Consider the following 16,389-nt stretch of genomic DNA (forward strand, 5'->3'; position numbering starts at 1 on the left):
TTGCATCGGTAGCCCTTCGCGTTCAGTTGCATGTACTGACCTTCACCGCTGGCTTCACGATAGAGGCGGTGTGAAGTCAGTGAAGCAGGCCGGGGCGATCACCACCACCCACATGCTTGCCGGCGTTGCGCACTTACACCCTCCAGCTTTCTCGCCATCGTGATGAGTTCGGTGACCTCCTCGTCGGTCTCGTAGGCCTGCTTGAGATCCCTCGCTCTCCTGCGGTGCAGCTTTTCCGGCCTCATGCCGATCTCGAGCACCCGGTCGGTGAAACCGTAAGGATGTCCCAGCACCCGCCCCACATCCCGCACCACTGCCTTCGCCGCCATGGAGCCGTAGGTGATGATCTGGGGAGACCGAATCGCGGCCGTAGGTGCGCGCCACGTGATCACCCGGTCACGCTTGTCCATGCAGAAGTCGAGCATCGAAGTCGGGCATGGGGAGACACGCTCAGGGTTGAGGCCGCTCAAACGGCAGTTCGTGCTCGATAGGATCAGATCCGGTGATTTTCAGTGCATATACGACCAGGAACCCGCACGGAGCCACGCCCAGGTCCCACCGGGATGTCATTGTCCTTGGCCCACTGGATAAAGTCGGCCACGATCAGAAAGTAGCCTGGGAACCCCATACTGTTGATGACGTCCAGCTCGATCTGCAACCGCTCATCGTAGACCTTGCGCTGATTGCTGAACTCTGCAGCCGTCGCATCGAAGATCTGTTCAAGCCGCCACTCCAGTCCCTTTAGGGACTCTGCGGCAAAGTACTCATCGATGGTCATCCCTTCCGGAATGGGGAAATCGGGCAGGTAGTTCTTGCCCAGGGTCAGCTCGATGTTACAGCGCCGGGCGATCTCAACCGAGTTTTCCAGCGCCTCCGGAATATCGGCAAAGAGGGTCTGCATCTCCTCTGGGCTGCGCAGATATTGCTGTTCGTTGTAGAGCCTGGGACGGCGGGGGTCATCCAGGGTTCGTCCATCGTGGATGCAGACCCGTACCTCATGGGCCTCGAAATCCTCCGGGGAGAGAAAGCGGACATCGTTGGTCGCCACCACCGGCACATCATACTTTTCCGCCAGTGCCACGCTGGCGTGCAGACAGGCCTCCTCCTCAAACCTGCCGGTTCGAGTCAGCTCCAGATAGTAGCGATCCCCGAACAGCCCCAGCCAGCAGGCCAACAGGCGCTGTGCCTCCGCCTCATTCCCAGCGAGCAGCGTCCGGCCCAAATCCCCCTCACGCCCGCCGGAGAGGGCAATCAGTCCACCCGCATTACCCTCCAGCCACTCCCGTTCCAGCATCGGGCGGCCAAGGTGTTGACCCTCCCGGTAACTACGGGAGACAAGGCGGGTGAGATTGTTATAGCCAACCTGATTCTGCACCAACAGGAGTAGCCGGAAGGGTGTATTGGCATCTTCCGGGTTGCGGATCCAGACATCCACTCCGGCAATAGGTTTCACCCCGGCGCCGAGTGCCGCCTGATAAAAGCGCACCAGGGCAAACATGTTGCATTGGTCGGTGAGCGCCGCGGCAGGCATGCCCATCTCCACCAACCTGGCGACCAGCGGTTTTACCCGTACCAGGCCATCGACCAGGGAGTATTCGGAGTGAACGCGGAGATGGATGAAAGCGGGTTCCATGAGGATGGAATTCTAGCAAAGGGAGGCGGATCGGGTTGGCCGATTTTTGTCCAGCGGTTAATCTCCATCAGGAAACACTTAACTCACTGCCAAGAACACAAAAGCACGGTAACTTCTCAATACATCCAGACTTGCAGCTGAACATTCATATCAATCAAGAAACGTAGGCCGGTTCAAGCGCAGCGGAACCGGCAATCCCAAAGGTTTTCCCGCCCCGAAATGCCCGATCCGCTGCGCTTGACCGGGCCTACGACTCCTCCATTATTTCATCCAAGAGAGCAGGCACAAAAAAGCCGCCTGCGTCTCCACAGGCGGCTTTTTTTCACTGTTACCGGATCAGTTCTTGGACTTGTCCACGATCTTTTTGATCCAGGGCATCATGGCGCGCAGCTGCTCACCGGTCTGCTCGATGGGGTGGGCAGCGTTCAGACGGCGATAGGCGGTCATGGAGGGGTAGTTGAGCTGCCCTTCCATGACGAACTGTTTGGCGTACTCGCCGTTCTGGATGTTTTTCAGCGCATCGCGCATCGCTTTGCGGCTCTCGTCATTGATGATCTTGGGGCCGGTGACGTACTCGCCATACTCCGCATTGTTGGAGATGGAATAGTTCATGTTGGCGATGCCGCCTTCGTACATCAGGTCGACGATCAGCTTCAGCTCATGCAGACACTCGAAGTAGGCCATCTCAGGGGCGTAACCGGCTTCGGTCAGGGTCTCGAAACCCGCCTTGACCAGCTCCACTGCGCCGCCGCAGAGAACCGCCTGCTCGCCGAACAGGTCGGTCTCGGTCTCATCCTTGAAGGTAGTCTCGATGATGCCGGTGCGACCACCACCAATGGCAGACGCATAAGAGAGAGCGGTCTCTTTCGCAGTGCCGGTGGCGTCCTGGTAGACAGCGATCAAATCGGGGATACCGCCGCCCTTCTCATATTCGCTGCGCACAGTGTGGCCGGGCGCCTTGGGGGCGATCATGATCACGTCCAGATCCTCCCGGGGCACGATCTGGTTGTAGTGAATGGCAAAACCGTGGGCGAAAGCCAGGGCGGCACCATTCTTGATGTTGGGTTCGATCTGGTCGCGATAGAGCGACGACTGAAACTCATCCGGCGTCAGGATCATGACAACGTCTGCAGCGGCAACTGCCTCTTCAACAGGCTTTACGGTCAGACCGGCGTTCTCTGCCTTGATAACAGAAGGTGAGCTGCTGCGCAGACCGACAATGACGTTTATCCCTGAGTCCTTCAGGTTGTTGGCATGTGCATGGCCCTGGGAGCCGTAGCCGATGATGGAGACTGTCTTGCCTTTGATCAGGGAGAGGTCACAGTCTTTGTCGTAGTAAACGTTGATAGCCATGTTGTTTTCCTTCGGGAAATTTTTACGAAATATGTAGCGGGGTCGGAGTCAAATTTGATCAAAGCAACGGGATTTCAGTGCCGTGGTAACTATCAAATTTGACTCCGACCCCTTCTGGTATTCTACGCTTTGGCTTTTAGATCCCAAGCCCCTTTGAACCACGGGCAATGCCCGATGGGCCGGTGCGCACCATCTCGACGATCAGATCGTCGTTCACCGCTTCGACAAAGGCATCAAGTTTACAGGACACGCCTGTCAACTCGACGATATAGCTGGTATCAGTGACATCGATGATCTTGCCGCGGAAGATCTCCACCAGTCGCTTGATCTCTTCACGCTGGGTGCGCTCGGCGCGCAGCTTTATCATCATCATCTCCCGCTCGATGTGGACGCCTTCGGAGAGATCCGCCAGCTTCACCACATCGATCAGTTTGTTGAGCTGCTTGGTGATCTGCTCGATGATCTCCTCGCTGCCACTTGTCACCAGGGTAAGCCGGGAGAGGCTGGGGTCCTGGGTCGGCGCCACGGTAAGTGACTCGATATTGTAGCCACGGGCGGTAAACAGGCCGGATACCCGAGAGAGAGCGCCGGACTCGTTTTCCATCAGAATAGAAATGATATGTCGCATCAGACCAGCTCGCTCTCAGGTGACAGGTACATCTCGTGGTGGCCCTTGCCCGCCGCGATCATCGGGAAGACATTCTCTTCCGGATCGACCACCACATCCATAAACACCAGACGATCCTTCATGGCAAAGGCCTCCTTCACCGCCCCCTCCAGCTTTGCAGGATCCTCGATACGCATGCCGACGTGGCCATAGGACTCCGCCAGCTTGACGAAATCAGGCGTCACATCCATGGTCGATTGCGCATAGCGGCTGTCATAGAAGAACTCCTGCCACTGCCGCACCATGCCCATATAACCGTTGTTCAGCAGCAGTATCTTGATCGGCAGATTGTACTGCAGACAGGTTGCAAGCTCCTGAATACACATCTGAATGCTCGACTCGCCGGTGATCAGGGCGACCTCCGCTTTGGGGTGGGCGATCTGGATGCCCATCGCTGCAGGCAGACCAAAACCCATGGTGCCGAGACCGCCGGAGTTGACCCAGCGGCGGGGTTTGTCGAACACATAGAACTGGGCCGCAAACATCTGGTGTTGTCCCACATCCGAGGCAACGAAGGCATCGCCCCTGGTCACCTTGTACAGGGTCTCCACGGCAAATTGCGGTTTGATGCAGTCACTATTCTGATCGTATTTGAGGCAGTGCATACCGCGCCACTTTTCGATCTGTACCCACCATTTTGCCAGCACATCCTTATCCGGCTTCTTTTTATGCTCCTTTACAACCCTGAGCATGTCACGCAGTACCTGCTTGACCGGACCCACGATCGGCACATCCACCCGCACTGTCTTGGAGATGGAAGCCGGATCGATATCGACATGGATGATCTCTGCGTTGGGGCAGAACTGCTGAATATGGCCGGTAACACGGTCGTCGAATCTTGCCCCCACAGCGATCAGCACATCGGTTTCGTGCATCGACATGTTGGCTTCGTAGGTGCCGTGCATGCCGAGCATGCCGAGGAAGTGGCGGTCACTGCCCGGATAGGCGCCGAGGCCCATCAGCGTGCTGGTGATTGGATAGTCGAGTTCATCCACCAGCTCGGTCAGCTCCTTGGAGGCATTCCCCAGCACGACGCCGCCCCCCGTATAGAAGACCGGCTTCCTGGCGGAGAGCATCTTGTTGACCGCCTTCTTGACCTGCCCCAAATGTCCCTTGGCCTGCGGGTTGTAGGAGCGCATCGTGATCTTCTTAGGGTAGTCGTAAGGGATCTTGATGGCCGGATCCGTCACATCCTTTGGAATATCAACCACCACCGGACCGGGACGCCCGGTGGTGGCAATGTAGAATGCCTTCTTCAGGGTCAAGGCGATATCCTTGACATCTTTGATAAGGAAGTTGTGTTTCACGCAGGGGCGGGTGATGCCGACAGTATCGACCTCCTGAAAGGCATCACTGCCGATCACTGGGGTCGGAACCTGCCCGGTCAACACCACCATTGGAATAGAGTCCATGTAGGCGGTGGCAATACCGGTTACAGCATTGGTCGCACCAGGGCCGGAGGTGACCAACACCACGCCAGGCTTGCCAGTGGAGCGGGCATAACCATCTGCGGCATGGGTGGCGCCCTGTTCGTGCCGTACCAGGATATGCTTGACTGCATCCTGCCGATAGATCGCATCGTAGATGTGCAGGACGGATCCACCCGGATAACCGAACAAATGTTCAACACCCTCATCCTTCAGGCATTGAACGACGATCTCGGCACCACTCAATTCCACTTCAGCAACCTCCAAATGCTGCCCCAAGTCACGGGCAGCGGACAATATCAAAACAGTACAAACTACTAATAGTCACACGTGAGGTCAAGCAATAACCGGTATTCCACAATGCCCTCCAGGTTTTCTTTTCAAATTGAGCGACGTCACTTGCCATTCCACGCCCTTGCCCCATAATTAGAGTGGCTGGTTGATGGATGGATATAACGATAAAAAATGAAGCTATATATACTTTTTTCAGGCTTTTTCCTGGCTGCAATCTCTCTCGCAGCAGGCGCTCAAACCTACAGATGGGTGGGCGAAGACGGCGTCACCGTATACTCACAGACGCCACCGCCTTCGGGTTCGGCAGAGGTGATAAAACATCGCCCGGCACCAAAGAGCAACCCGACCGATACCGAGGCGGCCAATAAAAGGCTGAACAAGGCGCGTCAGGACCTGGAAGATCGCCGGGAAGATCGCAAACTGGCCAAGCAGGCGCAGGATGAGCAGCAACGAGCCGCCGCCACTCGTCTGCAGAATTGTGAGGTTGGCCGCTCCAATCTGCGCACTCTGACTGCCCTCGGTAACCGCAAACTGCGCACCCAGGACGGAGAGTACCTGCGGCTGACTGAGGAAGAACGTCAAACCAGAATGGAGCAGGCCCGCAAGGATATCGAGGACAACTGTAAACAATAGCGGAGGCATTTTATGCCCGTGTTAAAGATACAGACCAACGCCGAAATCCCGGAAGACATCGAGACCCGGCTGCTCCAAAAGGCCTCTGCACAGGTCGCGGAGATGCTCGGCAAACCAGAACGCTATGTCATGGTGTTCATCGAAACCATTCCCTATATGCTGTTTGCGGGCGATAGCGCTCCAATGGCCTACCTTGAACTGAAAAGCATCGGCCTGCCGGGAGACCGGACCGGCGAGTTCTCCGACCGGCTCTGCAACCTGATCTCGGAACAGCTACACATCCCGATGGATCGAATCTATATCGAATTCGCCATAGCGGAGCGCCACATGTGGGGTTGGAGCGGCGGGACTTTTTAGCTCACACTCTGGACGTAGGCTGGATCAAGCGCAGCGGATCCGGCGAGCCTATTTTCCTGATCCGCTGCGCTTGATCAGGCCTACGTTTACTCGATCAATCCTGCCCGGATCTGCTGTTTGTAGGCCTGAAAAAGTGACCAGACACGGCGCCACACAGGACCGGAAACCCCTTCACCAATCGGCCGCTCATTCAAGGAGATCACCGGCACGATCTCTTTCGTGGAACTGGTGATCCAGAGTTCATCCGCCGCAAACAGGCGGCTCTGCGCAATCGGCGCCTGGATCAATGGCAGGTTGTGCAACCCGGCAAGTTCCACCACGAGATCCCGGGTAATACCCGGCAGCAGTTCAGGCCCATCGGGGGGCGTGGTAATCACGCCATCCTCCACCACAAAAAGATTGGAGGCGGTTCCCTCGTAAGCCACACCGTCCCGGATGAGAATTGCCTCCGCCGCACCCTCGTCCACCGCCTGTTGACGCAACAGCACATTCGCAAGCAGGGTAGTCGCCTTGATGTTACAGCGTAGCCAACGGGTGTCCGGCAGTGTGATGGCGGAGACACCCTGCTCCACTTGCCCCGGTTCCTGCTGTGGCACCGGGTAGGCCATGGCAAAGATCGTCGGCGTTGGCACTACAGGAAAGCTGTGATCCCGTTTCGGCGCAACCCCACGGGTGATCTGAAGATAGACCGCCTGGTCGCCCATCTCCCCCGTTGGCAGCAGAGACTGGAGGATATCTCGCCAATCGTCATGGGAGATCGACACCGCCAGACGGATACCCTGCAGGCTCTGGTCGAGCCGATCCAGATGCTGCTGCAGACGAAACAGCCGTCCACCGTAGGCAGGAATGACCTCATAGACACCGTCGCCAAAGAGAAACCCACGATCCAGCACAGAGACCTTGGCCTCCTCCAGGGGGAGAAACTCGCCATTGAGGTAAACTTGGGTCATGTCTGAGATTTCCAATACCGAGAGTAAATTTGAAAGTATGCCCCTGCCCTCCCTGCGTCAAGCCGTTCCTGCAGAGTGGATGACCCACCGCAAATTGCAGGCTAGAATGGTAAGTTTTCACCACAGGATCTTTATACCGCAATGCGTACTTCAGACTTTCCGCTGCAAACCGTCAAGGAAACCCCCGCCGATGCGGAGACCGCCAGCCACAAGCTGATGCTGCGCGCCGGCATGATCCGTAAACTGGCCGCCGGTCTCTACACCTGGCTACCGCTGGGACTGCGAGTATTACGCAGGGTGGAACGCATCGTGCGGGATGAGATGGATCGCGCCGGGGCATTGGAGGTGCTGATGCCGACCGTGCAGCCCGCCGAACTCTGGCAGGAGTCGGGCCGTTGGGAGAAATATGGTCCGGAACTGCTGCGTTTCCGCGACCGCCACAACCGGGAGTTCTGCTTCGGCCCCACCCACGAGGAGATCATCACCGATCTGGCGCGTAACGAGTTGCAAAGCTACAAGCAACTGCCGATCAACTTCTATCAGATCCAGACCAAATTTCGCGACGAGATCCGCCCCCGTTTCGGCATCATGCGCGCCCGTGAATTTCTCATGAAGGACGCCTACTCCTTCCATCAGAATCAGGAATCCCTACAGGGGACTTATGAACAGATGTATGAGACCTACACGCGCATCTTCAGCCGTTGCGGTCTCGACTTCCGCCCGGTGGCTGCGGATACCGGCAGCATCGGCGGCAGCGCCTCCCACGAATTCCATGTGCTGGCTGAATCGGGTGAGGACGCCATCGCCTTCTCCACCGAGAGTGATTATGCCGCCAACATCGAACTGGCGGAAGCGGTGGTGCCCGCAGGCGACCGCCCCGCCCCTGGCCGCGAGATGGAGCTGGTGGACACCCCGAACGCAAAGACCATTCAGGAGCTGGTGGAACAGTTCAACCAACCGATCGAACAGACGGTCAAGACCCTGATCGTGATGGCGGACGAAGAGAGTGATGCCGATCTCATCGCTCTGCTGGTGCGCGGTGATCATGAACTGAACGAGATCAAGGCGGAGAAGCTGCCTCAGGTGGCGATACCTCTTACCTTTGCCGACGAAGAGCAGATCCGTGCTGTAGTCGGCGCAGGCAACGGCTCACTGGGACCGGTCAATCTGGACATCCCGCTCTTCGTCGATCGCGCCGTGGCGAAGATGGCCGATTTCAGCGCCGGCGCCAACCAGGACGGCAAACACCACTTCGGCATCAACTGGGGACGGGATCTGCCGGAACCGGAGAACATCGCCGATCTGCGCAACGTCGTGGAAGGTGATCCCAGTCCCGATGGTAACGGCACGCTTACCATTGCACGGGGCATCGAGGTGGGTCACATCTTCCAGCTTGGAAGGAAATACAGTGAAGCGATGAACGCCAAGGTACTGGACGAGAATGGCAAATCCGTCACCATGACCATGGGCTGCTACGGCATCGGCGTCTCCCGGGTGGTGGCCGCCGCCATCGAGCAGTACCACGACGACAAGGGCATCTGCTGGCCTGCGGGACTCGCGCCTTTTCAGGTCGCCATCTGCCCGATGAAGATGAACAAATCCCATCGGGTACGGGAAGTTGTCGAACAGCTGCACGAAGCCTTCGAAACCGCAGGTATCGAGGTACTGCTGGATGACCGGAATGTCCGTCCCGGCTTTATGTTTGCCGACATGGAGCTGATCGGCATCCCCCATCGCATCGTGGTCGGGGAGCGCTCTCTGGATGAGGGCAATGTGGAGTACCGTGCCCGCACCGCATCGGAGAACAGCTTCATCCCACTGGATGAGATCGTCGACCATATCAAAGGGCAGTTGTAGGAACCGCTCGCACAGTGAGGGGTCGGAGTCAAACCCTGCGGGATAAATCATAAGAACGGCATGGGCGGAGGGTTTGACTCCGACCCCGCATGGTATAAGAGCGGCACCGAATAAAACAAAACCCACCACCGGGTACGCATCCGATGGTGGGTTCTGCACCTGCCAACCAGCCAGGTTTTTCCTGCTAGATTACAGAATATCGTAAGAAGTCTACTTCTCCTTTGTCAGCGCCTTCACCAGCAGCATCAACTCACCCGCCGTATGGCGGATGGTCCGCACCCCTTCCTGCATGTCATTACATTCAGCCCCGGCGCGCATCGCCGCCGCAGCATTCGCCACATCGAGAATACGCCCCAGGGGTATACGGATCTCCTGCAGCAGCAACTCCACAGCATCCTGTTCCGCAAGGCTGGCCAACGACAGGTCTTCTTTCGACACCCGGAGTTCATTGCTGAGATCCTTCACCAGGTGCTCCAGATTATCCCTGTAGGCACCCACTTCCTGTAATCCGTGCTTCTGCCGGGTAATATCCTGAAAGATGCAGAGCGCAGAGTGATAGTCGTGCTCCACCGGAGAGTTTCCTCTACCCGACAGAGAGACAGTCACTGTCAACTTCCGCTTTTCACCCGCTGCGTTGCTGACTTCAATCGGGTGTTGAAACAGGTCGGCTTTGGAGGCGCAGACATCCGCCAGATAACGGGGCACATCCTCACCGAATTCAGGGGGACAGGGGATCCATCCATCCAGGGAGCGGTTGAGTACATCGACCTCTTCACAGCCAAAGAGCCTCTCCGCACCGCGACTGAACAGCTGCACCAAACCGTCGGCATCGAACATCACGATGGCATCCATCGACTCCCGCAGCATCTCCTGCAGGCGCACCTGTTCCTGCAAGACCTCAAAACCGGTCTGCCTGACATGGCGCCTCACCCTGTGCAGACGGGTCACCTCTTCGATCAGGTCGTTTCTGCTCTTCGCTACATCATCCATAGGCTCGCTTCCTCACGAATCAAACTGAGTACCAGCGTGTGCATGCTGGTCGCTTGATCAATGGGTCGGCGTGGCGGTTGGGATATTAAGGAAGCTGTGAATAAGATTCACAGAATGGGAATTATTGGATTTCTCCTGTGATTTGGTTCACGGGATTGCAGACGATTGGTTCCTAAAACAACGCCGGAAACAAAAAACCCCGGCATTGCCGGGGTTCTGTCTCCTGTTGCGTCAAGCGTTAAGGGACAACCGACCGCATGATGAAGATGCTTCTCGTGTCGCCTTGCATAGTCCTGGCAGGATCCATGGTACGCAGGTCTAGCCGCATAAGTTCACCCTCGTCCAGGGAGGGATCGAGCCCTAACGGAGCAGTCCAGGTCCAGGTATTGGTTCCATCGTAAGCCAGGTCGGCGGAAGTCGCATGGTTCATTGGCTCCGAACGGAACTCTCCATACTTGAACGCATCCCCGGTGACAGGATCCGATACCCGCCCACGGACGAGCCAGAGGGTGTCCGCAGGCAACGCGCTGGTCCAACTGACCGACATAATCGTTGCTGCGCCGATATCATGAGCGGTAGTCACAGACGTTGCGGTGTCACCTGCGAACGGAGCTCCAACACTCAGATGGACCGTGATATCCGCCCGCACCGGCACTGCTACCGCGGCGGGATCCGGCGCCGTGTAGTCCAGCGAAAATGTCATTGGCGGGAGAGCCGCAGTCAGTATGTCCTGGGTGAAGGTTGCAGTGACGGTATCCGCTACCGATATCAGATGAGCGCGAGTACTGGCATAACTTCCCACCCGCTGTGCCTTACCGTCGTCGAACGGGAACTGGAAGTAGGCATCGACGGCATCCGTGTAATCATCGCCATCACCCAGAATCGCATCATCCCAGAGAGCAAAGCTATTACCTCCACCATCGAAGGTTCCATCCAACAGTGACACATCCGCATCAAGGAAAGCAGCCGGGGCGTTACCAACGGAGATCACCGTCTTCGGTGAGCCACCTTCAGTCAACTGAGACCTGACGGCTAGCTCGGGATTCACTGCCCGAGCAACCCCCGTATATGCCCCCATGGTCACAGTGGCATTGCCGCTATCGGTAAAGGTCAGGGTCGTGGTGGCCGCGTCACCTGGCACATCGCGTTTCAATGATCATACAGCGTCAGGGTTCACTCCAGATTATTGGCCCAGTCGATGGCGTTGTAATAGAACATCGGGTTTCTAGGCTGCCACTGATTGCAGGAGAGTCCGGTGAAGGTCTGCACGACGCAGCCGACATTATTTCCGTAGCTGATCACCTGCAGGGCGAATTTACCCAGAGTGGGACCGGATGATCCGTCTCAACAGTGAAGAAACCGTTCATGCCCGCCGACACACCCAGAGGGCGACTCCAGGAGATTGCCCTGCGGGGACCGTCATCGTGAACCGACCAGACACGCAGTTCCGAAGGACCATCCCACTCGTCGATCACACCCGCCGGGATAGTGACAGTCGGACTGCTACTGGAGACCCGCCTCCGTTCCGGACTCTCGGTGCTGTCGAAGTCGAAGTGATAGCCGTTGGCACCAGGTACGCCAGGATGCCATGGCTGCTCCTGGAACCTGGACGTCGGAAGATTTTGCGGTCACCCCTGGAGATATTCGCGCCCTGCCGTGGTTGCTGGCACTGGCACACAATAAAAAAGGCTGAAAGGTTACTGCCCTCCCGCCTTCATTGGATTTGCCCCTGCGCGATCTCTCGCGCCGCCGCTAGTGTTTTTTATTCATGGCAACCCCCATCAGCAACACACCGACAAGCACCACCACCATAAAGACAATGCCCCAATCGTAACCGGTCATTTTCGCGCCCTTCACTGTGCCTTACTCCAACCGAAGTATAGCAGCAGCATACCAATCACCAGCAAGGCCGCAGCCCCTTTCGGAAAGTCGCCCGGCTTTTGCTTCTGCCGAGGTCGATCAAGGGTATACGTTTAGGTTACGATCGTGATCATCATTAGGCGCAACTTCAGCGTAGTCTGCTTGGACGTGCCGCTGGCCGACCAATGCCGCCGGATGGCCTAGCAATTGGATGTGTAGGCCTGGGTGGCCTGGAGATGGGTGGCTTGGTGGGCCGATCGGGTTTTTCAGCTGGTGGTTTCACGATAATCGTGTTGCCGCCACAGCCCCAACAAGGGTAAGGGTCGTAGTAGCCACCATAGTAAGCGCCGTATGAAACTGTGCCGCCAACGGATGAGGAGCCGGTGCTTGAACATCCTGTCAAAAACACGATACCCGGTAACAGGAAGAGGCCAAATATTTTTCGACGGGATAGTGTCATGATCACTGCCCTCCTTCGGTGGCAATGCCTGGCCATTTCTGAACCATGAAGAGTGCTCCGGAGGGATCTGCAAGCAGTGCGATCTGCTTGTCTTCTTCAGCTGTCCCGGACTTTATCAGCACCCTGCCCCCCAGCTTGGTTACAATACCCGAAATCTTTTGCAGATCGGATACACGGATCACAGGCACCCACCTCTGCTCTAATTTTTTATCGAACAGCCCTCTGACGCCGGCACGCCATTTTCCATTCATTTTCAGAATCCAATAGTTCTCTCTGTTTTCTCGTGAGGAATAACCCACCAAGGTTTGGTAGAAATCGAGCGAGGTCGTAGGGTCGCTTGACCAAAGTTCATCCCAGAGCCAGTCGTTGATGGCAGGTTCCTTATCTTCGGGATCACCAGTAGCTGATCGAAGAAGCAGTATTTGTGCGCCTTGAGGGTCGCTGATCAAGGCACCTCGCCCTCGATGGCGCATGTATACGGGGCCCTCATGTATCTTGCCTCCACGCTCACGGACGAACCCAGCAGCTTGATCCACATTCGACACAGAGAGTGATGCGATCCAGCGAGCGACACCTCGACCATTGGGTTTTGGTTTTATTTCGACCATGCCGCCGATTGCCTGTTCGTCGCGCAGCACAACAGTATAAGCGCCCTGCTGCTTGAAGCCCCATCCAAACAATTGTCCATAAAAGTCTTTAGCCTGTGCCACATCCTGGGTCAGCAGGTCATGCCAAAGTATTTTTCCGGGGGAGTGCTTATGTGTGGCAGGAGAGGCTACAGGCGTCAGATCCAGCGTTGAGCAGCCGCTGAGCGCTGCAAAAGTGAACAACAGAGCAATAATCACCATTGAGGGTGCGGCATGTCTGCGAAATCTCTGCGTACGTATCGCCATTATCCATAACTCCAGGTAGCCTGAGGATGCATAATATACTTGAGGAGATTCAATGTCCTATTGAATTTAGGACTGAGTGGGATATTCCCGATAGAGGTCCTGGCCCCATAGCACGATTTTGCACGCGGAAGCTTAGCCCGAATGGGCCTGGCTGATATTTTGATACTGGAGCTAACCTGACATCCTCGCGAAACGCGAGGATGTTAGCAATCACGCCTGACGAAGTCGCGCGTAGATCTTATCCTTAAGTTCGGTACGCTTGTACTTCATCGCTTCGATGCTTTCATCCGCGATGGGCTGTCCGCGCTCTTCTAGTTCACGGATTTCGTTGTCGAGTGTATCGTGCTTCTTCACCAGCTCAGCAAACTCTGTGTCTGCTGCACTGAGCGCCTCGAGCTTCTTGTGGAATTCGGGGAATTCATGGTCGATATCGTGGTGTTCTGAAAGCATGTTGCCCTCCCTCTTTTCTCTTATCAGGGTCAGACCAGAATGATTTCTGCACTGACCTTTTATTAAAAAGCAGGGATTACCGAATCAGTTTATTCGGCAACCCCTTCTTGAAGAACCCTTAACCCTGGCGCGCTTTAACTTCCTTGATTACCTGCTCGGCTACACTGTTCGGGCAGGGAGCATAGTGTGAGAACTCCATGGAGAACTGACCGCGACCAGAGGTCATGGTCCGAAGGTCGCCGATGTAGCCAAACATTTCGCTTAGAGGAGCATCAGCCTTGACGCGGACGCCTGTGGTGCCTGCTTCCTGAGACTTGATCATACCGCGGCGCCGGTTGAGGTCACCAATGACGTCACCCACGTGGTCATCGGGGGTGAAGACATCGACCTTCATTATAGGTTCAAGCATCTGGGGACCCGCTTTCGGCACAGACTGACGATATGCTGCCTTTGCAGCAATCTCATAGGCGACCGCAGAGGAGTCGACAGCATGAAAACTACCATCTACCAGCGTAATTTTGACGTCAAGCAGCGGGAAACCAGCCAAGGTGCCTGTTTGCATGCTGAGCGCGAAACCCTTCTCCACTGCAGGCCAGAATTCACGAGGGACGTTACCACCGGTGACAACAGATTCGAACTCGAAGCCACTGTTCTGCGCGCCAGGCTCGATTATGTAATCGATCTTGGCAAACTGACCGGAACCACCGGTCTGCTTTTTGTGAGTGTAACTCTCTTCGATACGTTTGGTAATGGTCTCGCGGTAGGCCACTTGGGGCTTGCCGACGGTAACCTCTACGCCGTGAGTACGTTTGAGGATGTCGACCTTGATGTCGAGATGCAGCTCACCCATGCCTTTGATGATCGTCTCACCACTCTCCTCGTCTGTTTCTACGCGGAATGAGGGATCTTCCTGCATCATCTTGTTGAGGGCGATACCCATCTTTTCCGAACCACCTTTGTCATTCGGTGAAATAGCAATGGAGATAACCGGATCAGGGAAGACCATCGGCTCAAGGGTGGCAGGCCGCTTCTGATCGCACAGAGTATGACCTGTCCGGGTGTTCTTCAATCCTACCAGAGCGATGATGTCGCCAGCCTGGGCGGAATCGAGTTCCTGACGGGAGTCGGCATGCATCTCCACGAGACGGCCGATACGTTCTGTCTTCCCGGTGAAGGTGTTGAGCACAGTGTCGCCCTTCTTCAGCCGACCGGAGTAGATTCGGGTAAAGGTCAATGCACCGAAGCGGTCATCCATAATCTTGAATGCCAATGCACGTAGTGGGTATTCCGGGTCGACAATGGCAAACTCACCAGTCTCGTCGCCCTCCGCATCAACCTCAGGCTGGGGTTTGACCTCCATCGGGTTAGGCAGGTAGTCAACAACGGCGTTCAGAATCGGCTGTATGCCCTTGTTCTTGAATGCAGAGCCGCAGTAGGTGGGGAAGAAGTCGAGTGCGACGGTGCCCTTGCGGATGCAGGTCTTGATGGTATCCAGATCAGGCTCATCACCTTCCAGATACTTCTCCATTGCATCATCATCCTGCTCGACAGCTGCCTCGATCAATTTCTCGCGCCACTCCTCGACCAAATCAGCCATATCGGCCGGCACGTCCTGGATTTCGTAGTTCTCGGGGTCACCTGAATCATCCCAGACCCACGCTTTACGGGTCAGCAGGTCTACCACGCCAACAAACTGGTCTTCAGTACCGATAGGCAGCACCATGACCAGGGGATTTGCTCCCAATACCTTTTCCACCTGCTCGACAACGCGGTAGAAGTCGGCACCGATACGGTCGAGTTTGTTGACCAGGATGATACGGGCAACCTCGGATTCGTTGGCATAGCGCCAGTTTGTCTCGGACTGGGGTTCAACACCACCAGAACCACAGAAGACGCCTATACCGCCGTCGAGTACCTTCAGTGAGCGATAAACCTCAATCGTGAAGTCAACGTGTCCAGGGGTGTCAATGATGTTTAGACGGTGGCCGTCCCACTCGCAAGAGGTGGCAGCGGACTGGATGGTAATACCGCGCTCCTGCTCCTGCTCCATGAAATCAGTGGTGGCCTCGCCGTCGTGAACCTCACCTGTCTTATGGATCTTGCCAGTGAGCTTCAAGATGCGCTCTGTGGTGGTTGTTTTACCAGCATCCACATGGGCAAAAATGCCGATATTTCGATAACGGGTGAGGTCTGTCATTTCTGTTTCCTAGTAATCCCAACTAAATCTTGGTGGGCATTGAGACGATGCCACGCCGAACACAGGCGATAGCTTTGCGGATGCAGACCCTACCAGTAAAGATGCTGGTGTCAATACTGAATCCGCATGTGAGCGGGAATATAACCCCTCTTCCAGTCGTGAAAATCCTGTGGCAGTGGGGATTTTACTTGAATTCCCCCTTGTTTTCGCCCTGAATTAACAAATTAACCACATTTACATTGGTCAGCAAGGCATTGAATTACAATAATTAATCAAGTCAGTATTAATGTCTTGATGGTCTTGTGCCCTTAAGCGTTGCCACACAATTTATTCGTTCACTAGCAAATCACAAGATTTCAGGCTAAATA

The 16,389-nt window shown here is 55.9% G+C and carries 13 protein-coding genes and 1 pseudogene; 3 read left to right on the forward strand and 11 right to left on the reverse strand.

What is annotated here, in order from left to right:
* The 4 genes and pseudogenes from dnaE to G9Q73_RS12315 all read right to left on the reverse strand — a co-directional run.
* Positions 1 to 1,633: pseudogene (gene dnaE, locus G9Q73_RS12300) on the reverse strand (DNA polymerase III subunit alpha); the annotation flags it as partial.
* A gap of 336 nt (positions 1,634 to 1,969) precedes the next feature.
* Positions 1,970 to 2,980, reverse strand: a complete 1,011-nt coding sequence (ilvC, locus tag G9Q73_RS12305) for a ketol-acid reductoisomerase (protein ID WP_177421427.1) — start codon at positions 2,978 to 2,980, stop codon at positions 1,970 to 1,972.
* A gap of 142 nt (positions 2,981 to 3,122) precedes the next feature.
* Positions 3,123 to 3,614 carry an acetolactate synthase small subunit gene (ilvN, locus tag G9Q73_RS12310; protein ID WP_177420048.1) on the reverse strand — a complete coding sequence of 164 codons (492 nt, stop codon included), beginning with the start codon at positions 3,612 to 3,614 and terminating at the stop codon, positions 3,123 to 3,125.
* A complete protein-coding gene (locus tag G9Q73_RS12315) occupies positions 3,614 to 5,332 on the reverse strand; it encodes an acetolactate synthase 3 large subunit (RefSeq protein ID WP_177420049.1) in 1,719 nt (572 codons plus the stop codon). Before G9Q73_RS12315 ends, ilvN begins: the two co-directional genes overlap by 1 nt.
* Positions 5,333 to 5,545: 213 nt before the next feature.
* On the opposite strand from G9Q73_RS12315, the gene G9Q73_RS12320 reads away from it, so the two are divergent.
* A complete protein-coding gene (locus G9Q73_RS12320) occupies positions 5,546 to 6,007 on the forward strand; it encodes a DUF4124 domain-containing protein (RefSeq protein ID WP_177420050.1) in 462 nt (153 codons plus the stop codon).
* Between the two features lie 12 nt (positions 6,008 to 6,019).
* A complete protein-coding gene (locus tag G9Q73_RS12325; protein ID WP_177420051.1) occupies positions 6,020 to 6,364 on the forward strand; it encodes a phenylpyruvate tautomerase MIF-related protein in 345 nt (114 codons plus the stop codon).
* A gap of 86 nt (positions 6,365 to 6,450) precedes the next feature.
* Here the strand turns inward: G9Q73_RS12325 and G9Q73_RS12330 are convergent, their stop codons facing one another.
* Entirely contained in the window at positions 6,451 to 7,314 is an 864-nt protein-coding gene (locus G9Q73_RS12330; protein ID WP_177420052.1) for a D-amino acid aminotransferase, read from the reverse strand.
* Positions 7,315 to 7,455: 141 nt separating this feature from the next.
* On the opposite strand from G9Q73_RS12330, the gene G9Q73_RS12335 reads away from it, so the two are divergent.
* A complete protein-coding gene (locus tag G9Q73_RS12335) occupies positions 7,456 to 9,171 on the forward strand; it encodes a proline--tRNA ligase (RefSeq protein ID WP_177420053.1) in 1,716 nt (571 codons plus the stop codon).
* A gap of 210 nt (positions 9,172 to 9,381) precedes the next feature.
* On the opposite strand, the gene G9Q73_RS12340 is transcribed toward G9Q73_RS12335, so the two are convergent.
* The 6 genes from G9Q73_RS12340 to fusA form a co-directional block, all read right to left on the reverse strand.
* A complete protein-coding gene (locus G9Q73_RS12340; protein ID WP_177420054.1) occupies positions 9,382 to 10,161 on the reverse strand; it encodes a PAS domain S-box protein in 780 nt (259 codons plus the stop codon).
* Between the two features lie 238 nt (positions 10,162 to 10,399).
* On the reverse strand, positions 10,400 to 11,302 hold the full coding sequence (locus G9Q73_RS12345) for a hypothetical protein (protein ID WP_177420055.1): 903 nt from the start codon (positions 11,300 to 11,302) through the stop codon (positions 10,400 to 10,402).
* Between the two features lie 32 nt (positions 11,303 to 11,334).
* A complete protein-coding gene (locus G9Q73_RS20025) occupies positions 11,335 to 11,463 on the reverse strand; it encodes a hypothetical protein (RefSeq protein WP_281397581.1) in 129 nt (42 codons plus the stop codon).
* A gap of 1,020 nt (positions 11,464 to 12,483) precedes the next feature.
* Positions 12,484 to 13,329 carry a VOC family protein gene (locus G9Q73_RS12350; RefSeq protein WP_177420056.1) on the reverse strand — a complete coding sequence of 282 codons (846 nt, stop codon included), beginning with the start codon at positions 13,327 to 13,329 and terminating at the stop codon, positions 12,484 to 12,486.
* 255 nt (positions 13,330 to 13,584) lie between these two features.
* A complete protein-coding gene (locus G9Q73_RS12355; RefSeq protein WP_177420057.1) occupies positions 13,585 to 13,824 on the reverse strand; it encodes an HP1242/YdcH family protein in 240 nt (79 codons plus the stop codon).
* Positions 13,825 to 13,942: 118 nt separating this feature from the next.
* Positions 13,943 to 16,021, reverse strand: a complete 2,079-nt coding sequence (gene fusA, locus G9Q73_RS12360) for an elongation factor G (RefSeq protein WP_177420058.1) — start codon at positions 16,019 to 16,021, stop codon at positions 13,943 to 13,945.
* Between the last annotated feature and the right edge of the window lie 368 nt (positions 16,022 to 16,389).

Source organism: endosymbiont of Lamellibrachia barhami (assembly GCF_011947365.2).
Lineage (GTDB): Bacteria > Pseudomonadota > Gammaproteobacteria > Chromatiales > Chromatiaceae > QGON01.

What these genes read in the sequence shown, in the direction of transcription:
- ilvN (WP_177420048.1), bottom strand. Translation starts at nt 3,614, where the DNA reads ATGCGACATATCATTTCTATTCTGATGGAAAACGAGTCCGGCGCTCTC.
- G9Q73_RS12320 (WP_177420050.1), top strand. Translation starts at nt 5,546, where the DNA reads ATGAAGCTATATATACTTTTTTCAGGCTTTTTCCTGGCTGCAATCTCT.
- G9Q73_RS12325 (WP_177420051.1), top strand. Translation starts at nt 6,020, where the DNA reads ATGCCCGTGTTAAAGATACAGACCAACGCCGAAATCCCGGAAGACATC.
- G9Q73_RS12330 (WP_177420052.1), bottom strand. Translation starts at nt 7,314, where the DNA reads ATGACCCAAGTTTACCTCAATGGCGAGTTTCTCCCCCTGGAGGAGGCC.
- G9Q73_RS12335 (WP_177420053.1), top strand. Translation starts at nt 7,456, where the DNA reads ATGCGTACTTCAGACTTTCCGCTGCAAACCGTCAAGGAAACCCCCGCC.
- G9Q73_RS12340 (WP_177420054.1), bottom strand. Translation starts at nt 10,161, where the DNA reads ATGGATGATGTAGCGAAGAGCAGAAACGACCTGATCGAAGAGGTGACC.
- G9Q73_RS12350 (WP_177420056.1), bottom strand. Translation starts at nt 13,329, where the DNA reads ATGGTGATTATTGCTCTGTTGTTCACTTTTGCAGCGCTCAGCGGCTGC.
- G9Q73_RS12355 (WP_177420057.1), bottom strand. Translation starts at nt 13,824, where the DNA reads ATGCTTTCAGAACACCACGATATCGACCATGAATTCCCCGAATTCCAC.
- fusA (WP_177420058.1), bottom strand. Translation starts at nt 16,021, where the DNA reads ATGACAGACCTCACCCGTTATCGAAATATCGGCATTTTTGCCCATGTG.